The sequence below is a fragment of the Aurantibrevibacter litoralis genome, assembly GCF_034651555.1.
GTDB classification, from domain to species: Bacteria; Bacteroidota; Bacteroidia; order Flavobacteriales; family Flavobacteriaceae; genus Aurantibrevibacter; species Aurantibrevibacter litoralis.
Map to the genome: position 1 here is coordinate 70,777 of NZ_JAYEEQ010000006.1, position 18,111 is coordinate 88,887.

Sequence of the window (18,111 nt, forward strand, 5' to 3'; positions counted from 1 at the left end):
TGTTTTACAGTTGGATCAAGGTACATATTGGCTCATTTCTTGCTCGTCCTTGTGCTGCATACAACCAAAACTTGGTCTCTTCTTTTTGATCTGCCTTAAAAAAGTTCGCAGGAAAATGCATATAGCACCAAAGGATTAAAGGTATTTAGATTTTGCGAAATTTGGTAAGCGATATGCGATTTAAAGGATTGATCACTACCATTTAAAATTACCAAAGCTTCATTATGGCGCGCCACAACAATTTCCATAAAAAATTTCTTGAAACTGACTATCCCCGAGGCAAGCCATAGGGGTATTTCGCCAGTTTCATTTTGGCCTTTGGGCCAAAATCCGAAATTTTGTATTTTACCTCACCCGGAACTGCAAAAAGGCAGTTCCGACCTCTCCAAAGGAGAGGTAAATAGGAAACCCCCACCCAAGGGTCGGGGAATCTTTAGATTGAAAATACTTTTAGTTTCAATACATTTTGTCTGCCCGTTTGTCGTATGCAATGAAATGAACGCTAAACAGCCTAACAAAATGGTACCTTGCTTCATGATTAGTTCAACTTCTACATTTAACAATAGAGGCCGATCTGGGTACATTTTTGGTTCGCAACACCTCCTATACCGTTCCTAATAACAAAACACGCTAAAGTTACCCTTGGTTAAAAACGCTATTTTGTACCCACTCTGGGTTGCGGAATAGGCGGTGGGCCCGGAGGTAGCATGGCCTCCCATACCTCGGTTCCTTTTCTTTCAACAAATTCTGCCCTAATTTCCGTTCTTAATTTTTCATTCTCGAACAAATCTACCATAGTAGCACCTAAGGTTTTGGCAGCAAACAACATGCCTTTATGACCTATGCTCATACCTCCGGATGCGACTACGACCCAAGAGTGCCAAGGCGAACCATGTGGTGCCGTGGTAGCCAGCAATGAAATTTCCGGCACAATATAACTTACATCTCCTACATCCGTAGACCCCCCCTCGGGATCCTCTTTGGTTTTATCCAAAGGTTGAATCTTTCCATTAATTCCATTTTTCTCCAAACCGTAATTCTCCATAAGGGTATCGGCAAAATCCAATTCTTCTTGAGTATACGTAATAGGCCCAACGATTTCCATGTTTTTTTGAAGCACTTTTGCTCCGGTTTCATTTACGAGGATTTCATAGAGTCCATTATTCAATTGAATATCATATTCCACCCCTGCCATGAGAGCGGCTCCTTTAGCGATTTCCCTCATACGCTCCGTAACCTCTGCTACTCCACTGCGTTTCGAATCGCGTATCCAAAGCCAAACGGCAGCCTCATCTGGAATTACATTGGGTATTTTACCTCCATCACTATACACATAATGCATACGTACACTGGGTCTAACATGTTCCCTCAAAGAATTAATACCATCTGTAAAAAACTCAGCGGCATCCAGAGCACTGCGGCCATTCCAAGGGTCGGAGGCGGCATGGGCACTTTTTCCCCTAAAGGAAATGGTATAGTCCGAGACGGACTGCGAACTTTGTATCCCTGCTTTGTTTTCATAATCGGGATGCCAATCTAAACATACATCCAAATCATCGAACAATCCGGCACGGCCCATATACACTTTTCCTGCCAAATCTTCTTCAGCAGGAGTTCCGTAAAACCGAATAGTGCCTTTTAGTTTGCCTTCTGCAATTAATTCCTTTATAGCAACGGCAGCGCCCAAACTACCAGGTCCAAACATATTATGACCACATCCATGTCCGGGTGCTCCAAGGTGCAATGGTTCCTTAGTAGGAAGTGCCTTTTGAGAAAGTCCGGGCAACGCATCGTATTCGCCCATAATTCCAATGATGGGCTTCCCCGAACCATATTCTGCGATAAAAGCCGTGGGCATTTCCGCAACACCTCTTTGTACCCGAAAGCCTTGTTTTTCGGCATAATCTGCCAATACTTGTGCGGAATTGGTCTCCAGTAAAGCCGTTTCTGCGAAAGCCCAAATCTGATCACTAAGGTGAATCAAATTTTCTTGATGTTTTTCAACCGATGCTATTACAGCTCGTTTATTCTTAGACACTTTTTGCTGCCCAAGGGCAGTAATACAAATAAAACTCGCCAAAAGAATTAAAAACGTGTTGGAGTTTTGCATGATTTTTTTGTAGTGATTCATTTTGTTTGGTTTTTGAATGAAGGTAGCAAAAAGTATACACTTGGTACTACCTCAATTTTGTACAAGGTAGAAATTTACGTCAATTAAAAAGCCTATTCGATCAAAATTTTGAAGTGCAAATAAACGATTATACGACCCTTTTAATAAGAAATAGCCGTGACCTCCGTTATTAAAGAGGACAACTTAGGTCTTACTTCCTTAAACAAACCTTAGGATAGCGATCTGTTTTGGGGAACTAGAAGCCTTTATCAAAAGAAGTGACTATATCATGAGATTTAAACACGTTGGCATTTCCCTTATGGATATACTTTGTAAAAACACGTCGTTATACGTAAACTTACGCTGATGAAAAAAATAGTAATCCCTTTGTTGGTTCTCTTTAGTTTGGTATACTTTAGCAGCTGCGATGGTAATGAAGATGATTCCGGTATTCTTATTATACAACCTGTAGACAGCACCCAAACGAAATCGGGAGATACTCATGGTTTAAGTATTTCCGAAGGTGGGGATTTTTAGCACAATAGTTCAATCTAAGAATGATAGTTGAACCTTACATAAATGTCCTATAGAAGTAGTTCGACTCCGATTTTGATAATCATCCCTTAGCGGTGTTTTATTTTTTAAAATTTTCTCCACCTTTACCTCCACCTTTCTCAATAGTTGACCTTTGAGAAGGATTGGTTTGCGGTATTTGCCTGCCGGAATTACCAGAGCTATTGTTTCCCCTAGGATTCCCTGAATCCCCATTGTTATTATCATTTTCTTCAGCCATTAGAACTACAATTTATTACCAATACGTTTATAAAAAAAATTAAAGTCAAACAAATAGCACTTACAAAAATAAAAATAAGTCCGTATTTGAGATTATTGTTTTGTTTTTTTAGTGTTTCTTTATTGTCGTTAAAAGAATCTCTATTTGCCCCAATTTCAAAATCATATATATCTCTACTATCCTCTTTGTTAATTAAAATATCAAATTCACTAAAGTTAATTCCGTGATACATTTTTTTAGGAAACAATGATTTAATTAGGAAATAAAGTCCAACTAGGTTTAAAATAATTGGAATTGAAAATACAAAAATCCAAGTTGTGCTTTTTTCAAAATTGTCAAAAAGTCCAAAAGCCAATGGAATAAATAGCGACGAAATAGAAACAAAAGTTCCAGCTTTACTGTTGTTAGAATCTATTGAGTTTAATTGGTCATTCAATAACTCTCTCGATTTTTGTGCTAAAATTTCTGAATTTCTATTTTCCATTTCCAAAATTACCGACAACTACCAGATACTATAACTTTCTATTACGATGCCTTTCCCGAGCCAATAAGGTATTTTTTAGTAGCATGGCAATGGTCATAGGGCCCACTCCACCGGGTACTGGGGTTATAAAAGATGCCTTTTTGCTTACATTCTCAAAATCTACATCGCCGGTAATATAGTAGCCTTTTTCTTTGGTATCGTCTGCCACTCGCGTAATCCCCACATCAATCACCACGGCATCATCCTTTACCATTTCTGCCTTTAGGAATCTGGGAACCCCCAATGCGGAGATCACAATATCTGCCTGAGAAATAATTTGGGTAATGTTTTTGGTATGGCTATGGGTTAAAGTCACGGTTGAGTTTCCGGGCCACCCTTTGCGCCCCATTAAAATGCTCATAGGCCTTCCTACAATATGGCTTCTGCCAATTACTACAGTATGTTTACCTTGGGTGTCTACGTTGTATCGTTCTAAAAGCTCCAAAATTCCGAAGGGCGTTGCCGGAATAAACGTGCTCATATCCAACGCCATTTTACCAAAATTGGTAGGGTGAAAACCATCTACGTCCTTGTCCGGATCTATAGCCATAATTACGGCTTGGGTATTTATTTGTTCCGGCAAAGGCAACTGAACTATAAAACCATCTATATCGGTATCTTTATTGAGTTCTTCTATTTTTCGGAGCAATTCCTGCTCTGAGGTAGTGCTGGGAAGTCGCACCATGGTTGATTCAAAACCAACCCTTTCGCAGGATTTTACTTTACTGCCTACATACGTAAGACTTGCCCCGTCACTACCCACAATTACAGCAGCCAAATGCGGCACTTTTTCACCTCGTTCGCGCATTTTGGCTACCTCAGCCGCTATTTCTTCTTTAATTTCGTTTGCTATTTTTTTTCCGTCTAGTAGCTTCATGTTGGTTTTACGTTTTTAGTTGATGGTTGTTCATAGATGGTTGATCGTTGATGGTTGTTCGTTGATGGTTGATGATGTATTATTTTATAACCTTAGTACCTTTAATCCTTAAACTTGTAACAATAAAAAATTTCTTGAAACTGACTATCCCCGAGGCAAGCCATAGGGGTATTTCGCCAGTTTCATTTTGGCCTTTGGGCCAAAAACCGAAATTTTGTATTTCACCTCACCCGGAACTGCATATAGACAGTTCCGATCGCTCCAAAGGAGAGGTAAATAGGAAACCCCTACCCAAGGGTCGGGGAATCTTTAGATTAAACCTTGCACAAATTATCTCATACCCTTTATACCACCCATCATTTGCATCATTTTTTTACCACCTCCTCCTTGCATCATTTTCATCATCTTACTCATTTGTTCAAATTGCTTTAGAAGCTGATTTATTTCCTGTACTGTTGTGCCACTGCCCAATGCAATACGTTTTTTTCTACTGGCATCTAATTTTGATGGCGTTGAGCGCTCCAGGGGGGTCATGGAATGAATAATCGCTTCTATATGCTTAAAGGCATCATCATCTATGTCCAGATCCTTTAAGGCTTTTCCCGCACCGGGAATCATCCCCATCAAATCCTTTAGGCTTCCCATTTTCTTAATCTGCTGAATTTGACTTAAAAAGTCATCAAAACCAAACTGGTTTTTGGCAATTTTCTTTTGAATTTTTCGAGCTTCTTCTTCATCAAATTGCTCCTGCGCGCGCTCTACTAATGAAACCACATCGCCCATCCCCAAAATACGATCGGCCATACGGGAAGGATAGAATACGTCTATGGCATCCATTTTTTCTCCCGTTCCTATAAATTTTATAGGTTTATTTACAACAGATTTAATAGAAATGGCAGCTCCACCACGGGTATCCCCGTCTAATTTGGTAAGAATTACACCATCAAAATTAAGAATATCATTAAAGGCTTTAGCTGTATTTACGGCATCTTGCCCTGTCATGGCATCTACCACAAACAAGGTTTCCTGAGGTTGAATGGCTTTGTGAATGTTCGCAATTTCAGCCATCATTTCTTCGTCGATCGCCAAGCGTCCTGCGGTATCTATAATCACCACATTGTTCCCATTTTCTTTGGCATAAGCGATTCCTGCTTTTGCAATGGTCACAGGATCGTTGCTTTCTTTATCTGAAAAAACCGGGATACCCAATTGTTCGCCAACAATATGCAATTGATCTATAGCGGCAGGCCGGTACACATCGCAAGCAACCAATAAAGGTTTTTTTGATTTTTTAGATTGAAGATAATTTGCCAATTTTCCTGAGAAAGTGGTTTTCCCAGAACCCTGCAACCCCGACATAAGAATTACCGAGGGATTTGCAGACAGATGAATACCCACTTCTTCCCCACCCATTAATTCGGTGAGTTCATCCTTAACGATTTTCACCAATAACTGACCCGGTTGCAAGGTGGTTAGTACATGCTGGCCCAGAGCCTTTTCCTTTACTTTATTGGTAAATTCCTTAGCAATTTTAAAATTAACGTCGGCGTCTAACAAGGCACGGCGGACTTCCTTTAAGGTTTCTGCCACGTTGATCTCCGTAATCTGTCCATGTCCTTTAAGCACATGGAGCGCCTTGTCTAATTTTTCACTTAAATTATTGAACATTGTATTCCGATATTATAGGGAATTGCAAATTTAAGAATATGGTTGGGATGTTCGCAGTTTGTAGCCAAAAATATAAAAAAGAAAAGGGCAGCTTCTCGCGAAGCTACCCTTTCAGAGCTTGGGGCAAAAAAGGTTTATTATTTTTCGAAGGTTAGAAAATCGGTACCTCCGTTTCCGCCACTTACATGAGTCAATTTTATAGTAGTGGCAGAGAATTCCAGAATATCCCAGTCCTCGGACAACTCCTCAAAATTTGATGGTGTTGCAAAAAAGATATTAAAATCGACATCACTGCTACTTGGATTGTCATCATCGCTAGAATTGGAATCAGTTACCGACCAGACACCGGACACCGTTTGATTGCCATTTGTAGCAACCAAGGTGCCATCGTCGTTAAAAGAGAATATAAAATTTGTAAAATTCGTAGTCTCCTCCTTATCTGTATCGAAAAAAAAGGTAATCCTCCAATCTCCATTAACTACCGAAGACCTGATGGCGTTGATATCGGTGCTTGTAATTTGATCGTTTTCCGAATCGCTGCTACTATCACAGGAAATCATAGACAGTAAGGAAACAAAGAATAAAGCGGGTACCACAAGTGTTTTTTTCATTTTATATTCTATTTTAAATTATTTTTATGTATTATTTTTCAAAAACTAGAGTGTCTGTGGAACCATCGCCACTGATGTCCTTTAGCTCTATTCGGCTTGCCGTTGCGGAAACAATATCCCAATCATCTGTGAATTCATCGAAAGGATCAAATTCACCCAAATTCATAAAAAGCTTAAGCTTTCCGTCGCTGTCGCGTATTACTCTCCAAAGGCCTCGTTGTATTGGGTCAGCGTTAATGCTTACCTCTATAAGGTGATTGGGGTCAAAGGAAAAATCAAAACCGTTATAATTGGCAGTTTCATCTACACCATCATCTTTGTACTGAGCTACCACCCAATCGCCACCCATCATGATATTTCGAATTTCCAGTACATCGCCGTCGCCGGCATTGTCGTTACATACCCGTTCTAAGATGAGTTCATAGCCTATGTCCGACACTTCAAACTTTAATCGATTATCCTTTAGATCGGCAAGAGGCCACTCGAAACTAACGCCAGGTTCATCACCCATAGTAATAGCCATGACTAAACGACCTTGTTCATTTGCCGCTATTTCCCATGAGCCTTGCAAAGTACTTTCGCCATCACTTAAGGTAACGACACCCTCTGCTAGGAAATTGAATTCGAAACCTAGCAATCGGTCTAATTCCTCGCCTTGGTTTTTTACCTTTTTAATGATCCACGAGCATTCTGCAAGCGCATTTCTAAGTCTTTCCAAGGTTACCCCAGAATCGTCTCCGTCGTCATCACCGTCGTCATCACTATCATCATCACTATCATCATCATTATCACAGTTATTTTTGGTGTTTTCTATGATATTCGCCAATTCGGCATTGCTGTTTGCGGTAATTTTAGAACCATCGTACAATTCCAAAGTAACAGGAAAATCAAAACTTACGAGATCGCTGTCGTCTAAATCCGCAAAAAAACGTCTCATTTCTTTGTCACTGTTAACACTAACATTTCCTGTTTGTTGCCTCTGAATATCGAAGGTAAAAAGCGTAATTGGGTATACGAAATCTACACAACGGATATGGTCATCATCGTCATCATCGTCGTCGTCTTTTTTGCAATCTTCCACTAATTCTCGCAAATCCTCTTTACTGTTAATAGTGAGTTCTGTAAAATCGCCAAAGGTAATCGTCACCGGAAAAATAATTTCCAAAAGGGCACTTGGCAATTCCGTGACCACTTCCTTTATTTGCTTTAGATCTTCTCTAGAATCAATACGAATTTCTACACCTCCGATATTTACGGTATAGGGAAAGTTTATGGCAAAGCAGCGCGATTCATCTACAATATCATCAATAGAACCATCATTAGAGGACGCCCTCTTAATTAATTGTGCTGTTGCCGAATTTGCCACTAATGTTTCTTGCGCATTAGGCTCGGATAATTCTTCAAATTCATCTTGACAGGCGTTTAAAAATAATGCTCCCGCAAGTAGGACGGCATACATTACATGTTTTACTACATTTTTCATAACGATTTGGATTTTATTTGTTCATACAACCCTAAAACAACCATCTTTAAAAATACCCTACCTAATTTTTTAATTTTTTTAAGATATATTTGACAAAAATTTCCGCTTTGGACAACGTACAGGCAGACAATGTATGTGAAGAACAGCTATTTAGTTCGCTCTTTAGGACTCATTCTAAAACGGTTTTCCATGCTGTTTATTATAAATATGGGAACGAAGAAAAAGCCTATGACGCAGTGCAAGAAGCTTTTTTAAAGCTGTGGGAAAATTGCGTTAAAGTGAGTCCTGAAAAGGCGAAGTCTTTTGTGTTTACCGTAGCCAACAACCTGTACCTGAATGTACTAAAGGCTGAAAAAGTACGATTAAAACATGCGCATACTATTGTAGAAGGTTCTTACGAATCGCCCGAATTTACTTTGGAGCATAAACAATATCAGGAAAAACTAGAAAAAGCGCTCAACGACCTACCGGAAAACCAACGCACCACTTTTTTATTGAATAGAATTGACGGAAAAAAATATGCCGAAATTGCTACTATGGAAGGTGTAAGCATTAAAGCTATAGAAAAACGAATGCATTTGGCTTTAAAAACGCTGAGAGATCAGATTGAGGGAATATGAGTGACAGGTTTGGCATTTGGCGTTTAGCTTTTGGCTGTTGGCGTTTGGCGTTTGGCTCTTATAAGCAAAAAGAAGTAGGGTTTTTTAGCACCTAGTTGTTTTACCATTATAAAACTTGAGATCATGCAAGAAAATTACTTAGCAAAATGGCTCAACAATGAACTTTCGGAAGAGGAGTTTGCTACCTTCCAAAAATCCGATGCATTTGCAAGCTACCAAAAGCTCATTGAAGTATCGAGAGGGTTAAAAGCACCTCCATATGACGTGGACCGGGCGCTACTTGCCCTAAATGCACAGAAAGAAAAAACGAAAGACGTAAAGATAATCGCTCTGAACCCTTTAAAACGATTTATTCGCATTGCAGCGGTCGTTGCGCTTCTTTTTGCTGCGTCGTACTTCTATATGACTACCTTGAATAAAACCGTTGGCACCCACTATGCAGAAAACAAAGAAGTAGTATTACCGGATGGTTCTGAAATTGCGCTAAATGCAGCTTCGGAAATATCGTATAACGAGAAAAAATGGGATCAACAGCGCACTATTTCCTTAGAGGGAGAAGCCTTTTTTAAAGTAGCTAAAGGCAAACGCTTTACTGTGGAGACCAAAGATGGTCTTGTAACGGTGTTAGGCACGCAATTTAATGTGGTGCAACGAGATGGTTTTTTTGAAGTACACTGCTTTGAAGGTCTTGTTGGTGTTAGCTATGAAAATAAAGAAACTCAATTACCGGCAGGAACATCTTTTTTAGTTTTAAATGGTGTTCCACAGAAACGATCCCCTTTTAGTGCCTTAACTCCTTCATGGATGAATGCGGAAAGTTCTTTTCAAAGCATCCCGTTGCACTTTGTTTTGGAAGAATTTCAACGGCAATTTAACGTTCGTATAGCGACAAAAGATATCGATAAAAATCAATTATTTACAGGTACTTTCAGCAACACAAATATAGAATTGGCGTTACAAAGTATAAGTGTTCCATCTCAATTACAGTATACCGTAGATGGTAATAAAGTGCTGTTCTATGGCTCAAACGCACCGTAAATACGCTGGTTTCGTTGTCTGTATCCAGCTTTTTCTTAATCCTTTCCCGAGCAAGGCGCAGGAGGCTATTACCACGCAACTACCTCTTATTGAGCTCATTCAGAAATTAGAAATCGATTTTAACATAAAGTTTTCTTATGTAGATAAGGACCTACAAACGTTCCGAGTTACAATGCCTACTCAAGGCGATTTGGACGAAGTGCTAGAGGCTATTGAGAACCAAACACCGCTAAAAGTAAATAAGCTAAATGAGCGGTACTATACCCTTTCTAAAAGTGTCACCGCAGCTATTTGCGCACAAGTACTAGACAACTACGAGAACAACACCATCATAGGGGCATCGGTAGAGGTGCTGGGACACAACCATACCACCATAACGGATGCAAAAGGACAGTTTACATTAATGGATGTTCCCAGAGAGGCCACTTTGCGCATTCGCTATGTAGGTTACAAAGTCAAGTACATTTCGGTTGCATCTTTGGAGAACCAAGATCCCTGTAACGTAGTTTTAATGGCACCCTTGGTGCAACAATTAGATGAAGTCGTGGTATCTCACTTTTTAACCAGCGGTTTGGTTAAAAATGAAGATGGTAGTATCGCAATGAATACGGAGCGCTTTGGCATTCTTCCGGGATTAATAGAGCCCGACGTATTACAGACGGTACAAGCGTTACCTGGTATAAAAAGTATAGACGAAACCGTATCGGACATCAATGTTCGTGGCGGCACAAATGACCAAAACCTTATCCTTTGGGACGGTATAAAAATGTATCAATCCGGCCACTTCTTCGGATTAATTTCAGCTTTTAATCCCTACTTGGTAGACAAAGTAAGTATTATAAAAAATGGCACAAGTGCCCAATATGGAGATGGGGTTAGCAGTGTCATTAGCATGGAAACCAAAGACAAGGTTACCGACCAGTTTTTTGGGGGTGGTGGATTTAATATGATCAGTGGCGATGTTTTTGGTCAGGTACCCCTAAGCCCTAACTTGGCCATACAATTATCTGCACGCCGATCTCTTAACGATGTGGTAAACACCCCCACCTACAACCAATTTTTTGACCGTGCTTTTCAGGATACCGAGATTGCGGAAGCCAACAATGCATCGCCGGACATTCGAAGAAAAGAGACCTTTTATTTTTATGATTTTACAGGCAAAATTCTGTACGACCTTACTCGGAATCATAAACTAAGAGTAAGCTTCATCACCATGAACAACCGACTCGATTACGAAGAAACTCAAGTAGCTAACAACGACCAAACCCAAAGCCAACTTGTTCAGGAGAACCTTTCTTTTGGCGGCAGCTTGGCTAGTCGTTGGTCCAACGATTTCTCAACTGAAATACAACTGTATTACACCTACTATAATTTAGATGCCCAAAACAATTTTGAAAACGTTCAACAACTTTTTCAGAATAATGAAATCTTAGAAACGGCCGTGAAATTAAATACCAACTATAGGCTTAGTAGCTCCCTTAATTGGCTTAATGGTTATCAAATGAATGAGGTAGGCATCACTAATTTCACCAATGTAACACAACCCCCTTTTAATAGTAATATTAAAGGGGTAATACGCACACATGCACTATATTCTGAGGTGGGTTATGAATCGCCAAATAAAAAATTAATAGCGCGCAGCGGGACACGTATAAATTACATCGAAAACAAAAATACATTCACCAAGGTTATTGTAGAACCAAGGCTAACCATCAATTATAATTTGCTCCAAAACCTGCACTTGGAAGTTCTAGGCGAATTTAAGAATCAGACCACCAATCAGATTATTGATCTAAAACAAAATTTTCTAGGAATTGAAAAAAGACGTTGGATATTGTCTGATGACGCAACCTTGCCTATTACCCGTAGCAAACAAGGATCTGTTGGCCTTACCTACGATAAAAACAATTTATATGTGGGTTTGGAAGGGTTTTATAAATATGTAAATGGCATAAGCACCGCTACGCAGGGATTTCAGAATCAAGACCAGTTTAATGGTGAAATTGGAAGCTACGAGGTAAAAGGATTGGAGTTTCTGGTCAACAAAAAAACAGCACTAATGAGCACGTGGCTTAGTTATGCGTACAATGTAAACACGTACAACTTCAATACCATTACACCCAACCGTTTTCCCAATAATTTAGACATAAAACATACCGTTACTTTTGCAAGTACCTATACCTACAACAATTTAAAATTGGGCTTGGGTTTCAATTACAGAACGGGAAGACCTTTTACAAAACCTCTTGAGGGCGATAATGCTCTAAATACCAACAATTTTCCTAATACCATTAATTTTGCAACACCCAACAGCAGTCGTGTTTCCGATTACCTTAGGCTAGATGCTTCAGCTGTTTACAAATTTCAACTTTCCTCAAGAATAAAAGCTAATGTGGGAGCATCTGTCCTTAATGTGTTGGATCGAAAAAACATTCTCAATACCTTTTTTAGACTCAATAACAACAATCAAATAGAAACGGTACAAAATGTGTCTTTGGGTTTCACTCCAAACGCTAGTTTTAGGGTCAGTTTTTAACCAAAATTCGTTAGGGTGCTACATCCTTTCAGGCACTATGATACCCAAAAGCTTAAATGCCGATTGAATTACCTCAGCCACTTTTTTGGAAATTTGAACTCTGAAAATCTTTTTATTCGGATGCTCCTCTCCTAAAATGGAAACATTTTGATAAAAGGAATTAAATTCCTTTACCAAATCATAGGTATAATTTGCAATGAGCGCCGGACTTAAATTTTCGGCTGCCAATTGAATGGTTTCCGGGAAAAGCTGAATTCCTTTTAACAACTCTTTCTCTTTCTCATGAAGTTGAATTTCGGATTTATTAATTTCACGATCTACTTTAACATTCATTTCTGTAGCCTTCCTTAAGATGGATTGAATGCGGGCATAGGTATATTGAATAAACGGCCCTGTGTTCCCCTGAAAATCTACAGATTCCTCGGGATCGAATAAAATTCGCTTTTTGGGATCTACTTTTAAGATATAATATTTTAAGGCACCTAAGCCAATGATACGATACAATTCTTGCTTTTCGGCATCGGAGTATTCTTCTAGCTTTCCAAGTTCCTCAGAAATTTTTGCGGCAGTTTGGGTCATTTCGTCCATAAGGTCGTCGGCATCTACTACGGTACCTTCCCTGCTTTTCATTTTACCGCTGGGCAAATCGACCATTCCATAACTTAAATGGTGCAATTGCGCTGCCCATGAAAAACCTAATTTTTTTAAGATCAAAAACAGCACTTTAAAATGGTAATCTTGTTCGTTCCCCACGGTATAAACCATGCCGTTAATATCCGGATAATCCGAAACGCGTTGTATGGCGGTGCCAATATCCTGAGTCATATAAACGGCAGTACCATCGGATCGTAGCACTATTTTACGATCTAATCCTTCATCTGTTAAATCAATCCATACCGATCCATCCGGATCTTTTTCAAAGATTCCCTTTTCAAGACCTAGTTTTACAACGTCCTTCCCCAATAGATAGGTATCACTTTCGTAATACAATTTGTCAAAATCTACACCTAAATTTTTATAGGTAACCTCAAAGCCATCATAGACCCAACCATTCATGGTTTTCCATAAATCCACTACTTCCGCGTCTCCGGCTTCCCACTTTAAAAGCATTTTTTGAGCTTCCTTAAAAATGGGAGCCTCTTTTTCGGCACGTTCCTTAGGTGTTCCTTTAGAAACTAATGTTGTTATTTCCGCTTTATAGGCCTTATCAAAAGCCACGTAGTAATTCCCGACCAATTTATCGCCTTTTAGTCCGCTGCTTTGGGGCGTTTCTCCATTTCCAAAACGTTTCCAGGCCACCATACTTTTACAGATATGAATACCCCTATCATTAATAATCTGAGTTTTGTACACTTTTTTTCCGGATGCTTTTAAGATTTCTGCCACGGAATAGCCCAATAAATTATTTCGAATATGCCCTAAATGCAATGGTTTATTGGTGTTTGGTGAAGAATACTCTACCATTACAGCATCTTCACTGTTATTCTTTACAAAACCAAAATGAGTATCTTCTTTTATTGCATTAAAAAAATCGATATAATAAGTATCGCTAATTACTAGATTTAAAAAACCCTTAACTACATTATACCGGCTTACTTCGATGACATGCGTTTCCAGAAATGCGCCAATGTTTTTTCCTATTTCTTCGGGGTTTCCTTTTATAAAACGGAGTAGCGGAAAAATAACCACAGTCATATCTCCTTCAAAATCTTTTCGTGTGGGCTGAAATTCTATTTGGTGTAATGCTACCCCATACAGACTCAAAACAGCCTCCTTAACCTTGTTCGTTAAAATTTCTCGGATATTCATGAATGCGTTTCTAGTAAGGGCGCAAAATTACGCAAAATTTATCCTTTTGTGATGAAGACCGAAGAGGAACACCTAAGTTTTCGTTAACTTTATAAAAAAAACGCTAATAAAAAATTTCTTACCGTTTACAAACCTAACGACTTTTGCGCTGCCATAGCGAAAGCTATCGGTCAGTATCTTGGTTGCGAAATTTTTAAACTAAAAGAAAATGCTTGCAAATGTATCGTACAACAACAAAGAAGTTACCAGAAAAGTTGATGATCTGGTAGGCAAACCCTTTACGCTAAAAGAACGGTTTGCTATAGGAGGGATTGGTTCGCCTAAATTATTCATTACGGAAACCAGTATAGAAATACGCAATTTATTGATTTTAGATACTAATCGGGATAGCTGTAATATTGAAATGCGCCCTAAAGGAATTATAGTACGATTTCGTTCCTTATTAGAAACCTTTGCCTTGGTGATTCCATATTATAAACTTACTATTTATAAGGGTGATTTGGGTATCTATTCCATTTACCACGATCATTATTTTATAAAAGTAAAAGCCGATACTAAAGCTATTCAGAACTACTTCCGGAAAATTCTAAATTATAAGTCGGACAATGCCCCAACCTCAATAGAAGATCTTTTATGACCATCCTACTCACCGGTGCCAACGGGTATATTGGTATGCGTTTGCTTCCGCAACTTTTGGAATTGGGGCATGAGGTGATTTGCACTGTTCGAGATGAAAAAAGGCTCTCGGTCGATGAAGAAACGAAAAAAAAAGTTAAAATTGTGGAGCTCGATTTACTTAATACCTATTTGCCCGGTCGGATTCCAAAAGAAATAGACATCGCCTACTACTTGGTACATTCCATGGCTTCCTCTACATCGGATTTTGATGAAAAAGAGGCCACATCTGCTTTAAACTTTAACCGGTATATGGCGGATACCCATGTAAAACAAGTCATTTATTTAAGTGGTATTGTCAATGATACGAGCCTCTCTAAACACCTTGCCTCTCGCAAAAACGTAGAGGACATTTTATATCAGGGCGCTTTTAACCTTACGGTTTTACGCGCAGGAATTATAGTAGGTTCCGGCAGTTCATCCTTTGAAATTATTCGGGATTTATGTGAAAAACTTCCTTTTATGATTACCCCGAAATGGGTATTGACCAAAACCCAACCCATAGCCATTCGGGATATTATAAGTTTTCTAACAGGGGTCATAGGCAAGGAAACAACCTACAACGATTCCTTTGATATTGGTGGGCCAAATGTGCTAACCTATAAAGAAATGTTACAGCAATACGCTAAAATACGTGGATTTAAAAACTACATTCTTACCGTTCCTGTAATGACCCCCAAATTATCTTCGTATTGGCTTTATTTTGTGACTTCCACCTCCTACAAGCTCGCTATGAATCTGGTAGATAGTATGAAAATGGAGGTAGTTGCAAAAGACCAACGACTTCAAGATTTACTTGGCATAAAAACCCATACGTATACCGAAGCCATTGAAATGGCCTTTCTGAAAATTGAACAAAATCTAGTCATAAGCAGTTGGAAAGACAGCATGATCAGCGGGCAAATGAAAAAAGAACTCCAAAAATACATTCAGGTACCTAAGTATGGTGTCCTCCGGGATGAAAAAAGCGTGCCCATTGACAATGAAGAGCGCGTGTTGCATAATATATGGAAAATTGGGGGTGCTCATGGCTGGTATTATGCAGATTGGTTATGGAAAATAAGAGGATTTCTTGATAAATTATTCGGAGGCGTGGGGTTGCGACGAGGGCGGACACATCCTACTAAAATATATGCCGGAGATGCGTTGGACTTTTGGCGCGTCCTTTTGGCCGATAAACATGAGAAACGGTTATTGCTTTTCGCCGAAATGAGGCTCCCGGGCGAAGCGTGGCTAGAATTTAGGATTGATGAACATAACGTACTTCATCAAACCGCCACTTTTAGACCCAGAGGACTAAAAGGCAGGCTATACTGGTACAGTATTGTTCCTTTTCACTACTTTATTTTTGAAGGGATGATTAAAAATATTGCTAAAAATTAAACAAAGCCTTATAATTCAACGTAGTGAAAATGTATAGGTTTAAAACGTGTAAACTAATTTTTAGGCAAAAAAACCTCAGCCATCATGCAGCGAGCACTGCCGCCTCCGCCCGTTTCAATGGTTTCCAAATTACTATGTAAAATTTCGCAATGCTTTTCTATTTTTTGAATTTGAGCCGGGGTTAAGCTATGAAATGCTGCGGAGCTCATAACTAACAAACGCTTATCGTTTTTACCCAGTACTTGAAGCATATTCCCCGCAAAATGATGCATTTGTTGTTCTGTGATGGCAATGATTTCTTTGCCATCTTGTTTTAGATGATCTACTACGTTTTTTCTTTCCTTTTTGTCGTCAATAGTATCCAAACAAATAACAGAAAAGGTTTCGCCCAAACACATCATTACATTGGTATGGTATATAGGCACACGTTTTCCATCTACCGATTGATTTGCGGTAAACAAAACGGGAGTGTATTCAAAATCTTCGCAAAATTCAATAAATAGTTCTTCGTCTGCACGAGCAGATAACGCGCAATACGCTTTTCTATTGACCCTATCCAATAAAATACTTCCGGTACCTTCAAGAAATACACCCTCTTCTTCAGCTGAGGTGTAGTCTATAATATGTTCTATAACAAAACCTTCCGCTTCAATCCTTTCCAAAACATCTTCTCTACGTTCATTACGCCTATTTTCGGCAAACATCGGGTATAAGGCCACATTGCCATTCTCATGAAATGAAACCCAATTATTCGGAAAAATGGAATCTGGAGTATCGGCTTCTTTAGTATCATCTATTACGATTACATGAATTCCTTGGGCTCTAAGAACAGTTACAAAGGCATCAAATTCTTGTTGCGCCCTACTGTTTATGGTTGCGTTTTTTAGGTCGATATCCTCCTGAAAAAAATTATTAACGGCAGTCTGTTCATTCATCCGGAAATTTACCGGCCGAATCATTAAAATGGTATTGGTTACCTGCATAGCAATTCATTTAACTGTTTAAGAATAATACTCTAAAAATGGAATATCATTGGTTTTACGCCCGTATCAGCGGCAATGTACTACAGCGAAGCAAGCCTTCTTGTTTGGATATTTCGGCATAAGGAATTTCTTCTACGGTAAACCCCTTTTGCCTTAACCATGTATTTAAACGAGTAAAACTGCGTTCAGAAACAATCACCTTGGGCGAAATAGAAAATATATTACTGTACATATGATACATTTCGTCTTTGGTAATTTCAAAGATATTTTCGGCCCCAAAGTAATTCACCAACCATTGGTATTCCTCCTCGATTAAAAATCCATTTTTATGTAGTATCGCCTTATTCGTTCCTATAGGTTGAAAACAACAGTCCAGATGAAGCGCATTTTCACGGGCAATGGTGTTCGATTTTCTTAGTTCGAAGGGCTTTACTATTTTATGGGGAAATAAATTAGCAATATAGGTTACCGCAACTTTATTGGTTCGCGCCGTAATGTAATCAGGATAATCGTCGCCCGAATACGTGCCAATGAAAATATATTCTTTCCAAGGCATTACATCACCTCCTTCTATATGTGCCTCTCGCGGCAATTGAATGATATTTTCGGGGGCAATGCGATCTAAAACATGTTTTATGGCCTGAAATTCCCGTTCTCTTTCCGGCAGAATATTGGCTTTTATTAATTTGTCTTCAATTACAAAAGCGATATCTCTGGAAAAAATCTGGTTGCAATTAGGTATCACTGTTGGTCTAAATACCTGCACGTCATATTTTTCAAAAACAGTTGCAAAAGCATCCATTTCTAAAATCATATCGGATTCTTTAGGATACGTTCCTGCCAAAATATGCGCTAACGATTTTGGGTCATAAGCGTCTTCTGGTTTTGGGGCACCACCACAACTTTCGGCCGTTCCTAAAACTACTGCTTTTAATGGCGAGGTTTCATCTGAAATATGTAATCGTAACATGAACCTATTTTATGCAAAGATAGCTATAGTGC

General features: G+C 39.1%; 17 protein-coding genes. 6 read left to right on the plus strand and 11 right to left on the minus strand.

The genetic code is table 11. From position 1 onward, the window contains the following. Window positions 1-95: 95 nt before the first annotated feature. Window positions 96-248, minus strand: a complete 153-nt coding sequence (locus tag U1E44_RS07030; protein WP_322930355.1) for a hypothetical protein — start codon at window positions 246-248, stop codon at window positions 96-98. A gap of 407 nt (window positions 249-655) precedes the next feature. Continuing rightward, window positions 656-2,131 carry an amidohydrolase gene (locus U1E44_RS07035; RefSeq protein ID WP_322930356.1) on the minus strand — a complete coding sequence of 492 codons (1,476 nt, stop codon included), beginning with the start codon at window positions 2,129-2,131 and terminating at the stop codon, window positions 656-658. Window positions 2,132-2,476: 345 nt separating this feature from the next. On the opposite strand from U1E44_RS07035, the gene U1E44_RS07040 reads away from it, so the two are divergent. Then, complete coding sequence (locus U1E44_RS07040) at window positions 2,477-2,647, plus strand: hypothetical protein (protein WP_322930357.1); 171 nt, start codon at window positions 2,477-2,479, stop codon at window positions 2,645-2,647. Window positions 2,648-2,744: 97 nt separating this feature from the next. Here U1E44_RS07040 and U1E44_RS07045 read toward each other — a convergent pair whose 3' ends face one another. The 6 genes from U1E44_RS07045 to U1E44_RS07070 form a co-directional block, all read right to left on the minus strand. Continuing rightward, window positions 2,745-2,903, minus strand: a complete 159-nt coding sequence (locus tag U1E44_RS07045; protein ID WP_322930358.1) for a hypothetical protein — start codon at window positions 2,901-2,903, stop codon at window positions 2,745-2,747. Then, a complete protein-coding gene (locus tag U1E44_RS07050) occupies window positions 2,896-3,387 on the minus strand; it encodes a hypothetical protein (RefSeq protein WP_322930359.1) in 492 nt (163 codons plus the stop codon). The genes U1E44_RS07045 and U1E44_RS07050 overlap by 8 nt, the downstream gene beginning before the upstream one ends. Window positions 3,388-3,415: 28 nt before the next feature. Continuing rightward, on the minus strand, window positions 3,416-4,303 hold the full coding sequence (locus U1E44_RS07055; RefSeq protein ID WP_322930360.1) for a bifunctional 5,10-methylenetetrahydrofolate dehydrogenase/5,10-methenyltetrahydrofolate cyclohydrolase: 888 nt from the start codon (window positions 4,301-4,303) through the stop codon (window positions 3,416-3,418). Window positions 4,304-4,633: 330 nt separating this feature from the next. Then, a complete protein-coding gene (gene ffh / locus U1E44_RS07060; protein WP_322930361.1) occupies window positions 4,634-5,971 on the minus strand; it encodes a signal recognition particle protein in 1,338 nt (445 codons plus the stop codon). Between the two features lie 137 nt (window positions 5,972-6,108). Beyond that, the gene (locus U1E44_RS07065; RefSeq protein ID WP_322930362.1) at window positions 6,109-6,582 is read right to left on the minus strand and encodes a hypothetical protein; all 474 of its coding nucleotides are present in this window, start codon (window positions 6,580-6,582) and stop codon (window positions 6,109-6,111) included. 31 nt (window positions 6,583-6,613) lie between these two features. Then, window positions 6,614-8,065, minus strand: a complete 1,452-nt coding sequence (locus U1E44_RS07070) for a hypothetical protein (protein WP_322930363.1) — start codon at window positions 8,063-8,065, stop codon at window positions 6,614-6,616. Between the two features lie 107 nt (window positions 8,066-8,172). On the opposite strand from U1E44_RS07070, the gene U1E44_RS07075 reads away from it, so the two are divergent. The 3 genes from U1E44_RS07075 to U1E44_RS07085 all read left to right on the plus strand — a co-directional run bounded on the left by U1E44_RS07075 (window position 8,173) and on the right by U1E44_RS07085 (window position 12,259). Further along, a complete protein-coding gene (locus U1E44_RS07075; RefSeq protein WP_322930364.1) occupies window positions 8,173-8,685 on the plus strand; it encodes an RNA polymerase sigma factor in 513 nt (170 codons plus the stop codon). 123 nt (window positions 8,686-8,808) lie between these two features. Then, a complete protein-coding gene (locus tag U1E44_RS07080; protein WP_322930365.1) occupies window positions 8,809-9,723 on the plus strand; it encodes a FecR family protein in 915 nt (304 codons plus the stop codon). Then, window positions 9,704-12,259, plus strand: coding sequence for a TonB-dependent receptor (locus tag U1E44_RS07085; RefSeq protein WP_322930366.1), 2,556 nt, complete (start codon window positions 9,704-9,706; stop codon window positions 12,257-12,259). Before U1E44_RS07080 ends, U1E44_RS07085 begins: the two co-directional genes overlap by 20 nt. Before the next feature lie 18 nt (window positions 12,260-12,277). On the opposite strand, the gene argS is transcribed toward U1E44_RS07085, so the two are convergent. Beyond that, the gene (gene argS, locus U1E44_RS07090; RefSeq protein WP_322930367.1) at window positions 12,278-14,068 is read right to left on the minus strand and encodes an arginine--tRNA ligase; all 1,791 of its coding nucleotides are present in this window, start codon (window positions 14,066-14,068) and stop codon (window positions 12,278-12,280) included. A 208-nt stretch (window positions 14,069-14,276) separates the two neighbouring features. Between argS and U1E44_RS07095 the strand changes: the two genes are divergently transcribed. Together U1E44_RS07095 and U1E44_RS07100 are read left to right on the plus strand one after the other, a co-directional pair. Then, entirely contained in the window at window positions 14,277-14,705 is a 429-nt protein-coding gene (locus U1E44_RS07095) for a hypothetical protein (RefSeq protein ID WP_322930368.1), read from the plus strand. After that, window positions 14,702-16,126 carry an SDR family oxidoreductase gene (locus U1E44_RS07100; RefSeq protein WP_322930369.1) on the plus strand — a complete coding sequence of 475 codons (1,425 nt, stop codon included), beginning with the start codon at window positions 14,702-14,704 and terminating at the stop codon, window positions 16,124-16,126. The genes U1E44_RS07095 and U1E44_RS07100 overlap by 4 nt, the downstream gene beginning before the upstream one ends. 53 nt (window positions 16,127-16,179) lie before the next feature. Here U1E44_RS07100 and ctlX read toward each other — a convergent pair whose 3' ends face one another. Both ctlX and U1E44_RS07110 read right to left on the minus strand, forming a co-directional pair. Continuing rightward, on the minus strand, window positions 16,180-17,109 hold the full coding sequence (ctlX, locus tag U1E44_RS07105; protein ID WP_322930370.1) for a citrulline utilization hydrolase CtlX: 930 nt from the start codon (window positions 17,107-17,109) through the stop codon (window positions 16,180-16,182). A 55-nt stretch (window positions 17,110-17,164) separates the two neighbouring features. Further along, complete coding sequence (locus U1E44_RS07110; protein WP_322930371.1) at window positions 17,165-18,079, minus strand: dimethylarginine dimethylaminohydrolase family protein; 915 nt, start codon at window positions 18,077-18,079, stop codon at window positions 17,165-17,167. Window positions 18,080-18,111: the final 32 nt, after the last annotated feature.

Coding starts and splice junctions, on each gene's coding strand:
- U1E44_RS07100 (WP_322930369.1), top strand. CDS start 14,702: ATGACCATCCTACTCACCGGTGCCAACGGGTATATTGGTATGCGTTTG.
- argS (WP_322930367.1), bottom strand. CDS start 14,068: ATGAATATCCGAGAAATTTTAACGAACAAGGTTAAGGAGGCTGTTTTG.
- U1E44_RS07070 (WP_322930363.1), bottom strand. CDS start 8,065: ATGAAAAATGTAGTAAAACATGTAATGTATGCCGTCCTACTTGCGGGA.
- U1E44_RS07080 (WP_322930365.1), top strand. CDS start 8,809: ATGCAAGAAAATTACTTAGCAAAATGGCTCAACAATGAACTTTCGGAA.
- ctlX (WP_322930370.1), bottom strand. CDS start 17,109: ATGCAGGTAACCAATACCATTTTAATGATTCGGCCGGTAAATTTCCGG.
- U1E44_RS07040 (WP_322930357.1), top strand. CDS start 2,477: ATGAAAAAAATAGTAATCCCTTTGTTGGTTCTCTTTAGTTTGGTATAC.
- U1E44_RS07055 (WP_322930360.1), bottom strand. CDS start 4,303: ATGAAGCTACTAGACGGAAAAAAAATAGCAAACGAAATTAAAGAAGAA.
- U1E44_RS07110 (WP_322930371.1), bottom strand. CDS start 18,079: ATGTTACGATTACATATTTCAGATGAAACCTCGCCATTAAAAGCAGTA.
- U1E44_RS07045 (WP_322930358.1), bottom strand. CDS start 2,903: ATGGCTGAAGAAAATGATAATAACAATGGGGATTCAGGGAATCCTAGG.
- U1E44_RS07085 (WP_322930366.1), top strand. CDS start 9,704: ATGGCTCAAACGCACCGTAAATACGCTGGTTTCGTTGTCTGTATCCAG.
- ffh (WP_322930361.1), bottom strand. CDS start 5,971: ATGTTCAATAATTTAAGTGAAAAATTAGACAAGGCGCTCCATGTGCTT.
- U1E44_RS07095 (WP_322930368.1), top strand. CDS start 14,277: ATGCTTGCAAATGTATCGTACAACAACAAAGAAGTTACCAGAAAAGTT.
- U1E44_RS07035 (WP_322930356.1), bottom strand. CDS start 2,131: ATGAATCACTACAAAAAAATCATGCAAAACTCCAACACGTTTTTAATT.
- U1E44_RS07050 (WP_322930359.1), bottom strand. CDS start 3,387: ATGGAAAATAGAAATTCAGAAATTTTAGCACAAAAATCGAGAGAGTTA.
- U1E44_RS07030 (WP_322930355.1), bottom strand. CDS start 248: ATGGAAATTGTTGTGGCGCGCCATAATGAAGCTTTGGTAATTTTAAAT.
- U1E44_RS07065 (WP_322930362.1), bottom strand. CDS start 6,582: ATGAAAAAAACACTTGTGGTACCCGCTTTATTCTTTGTTTCCTTACTG.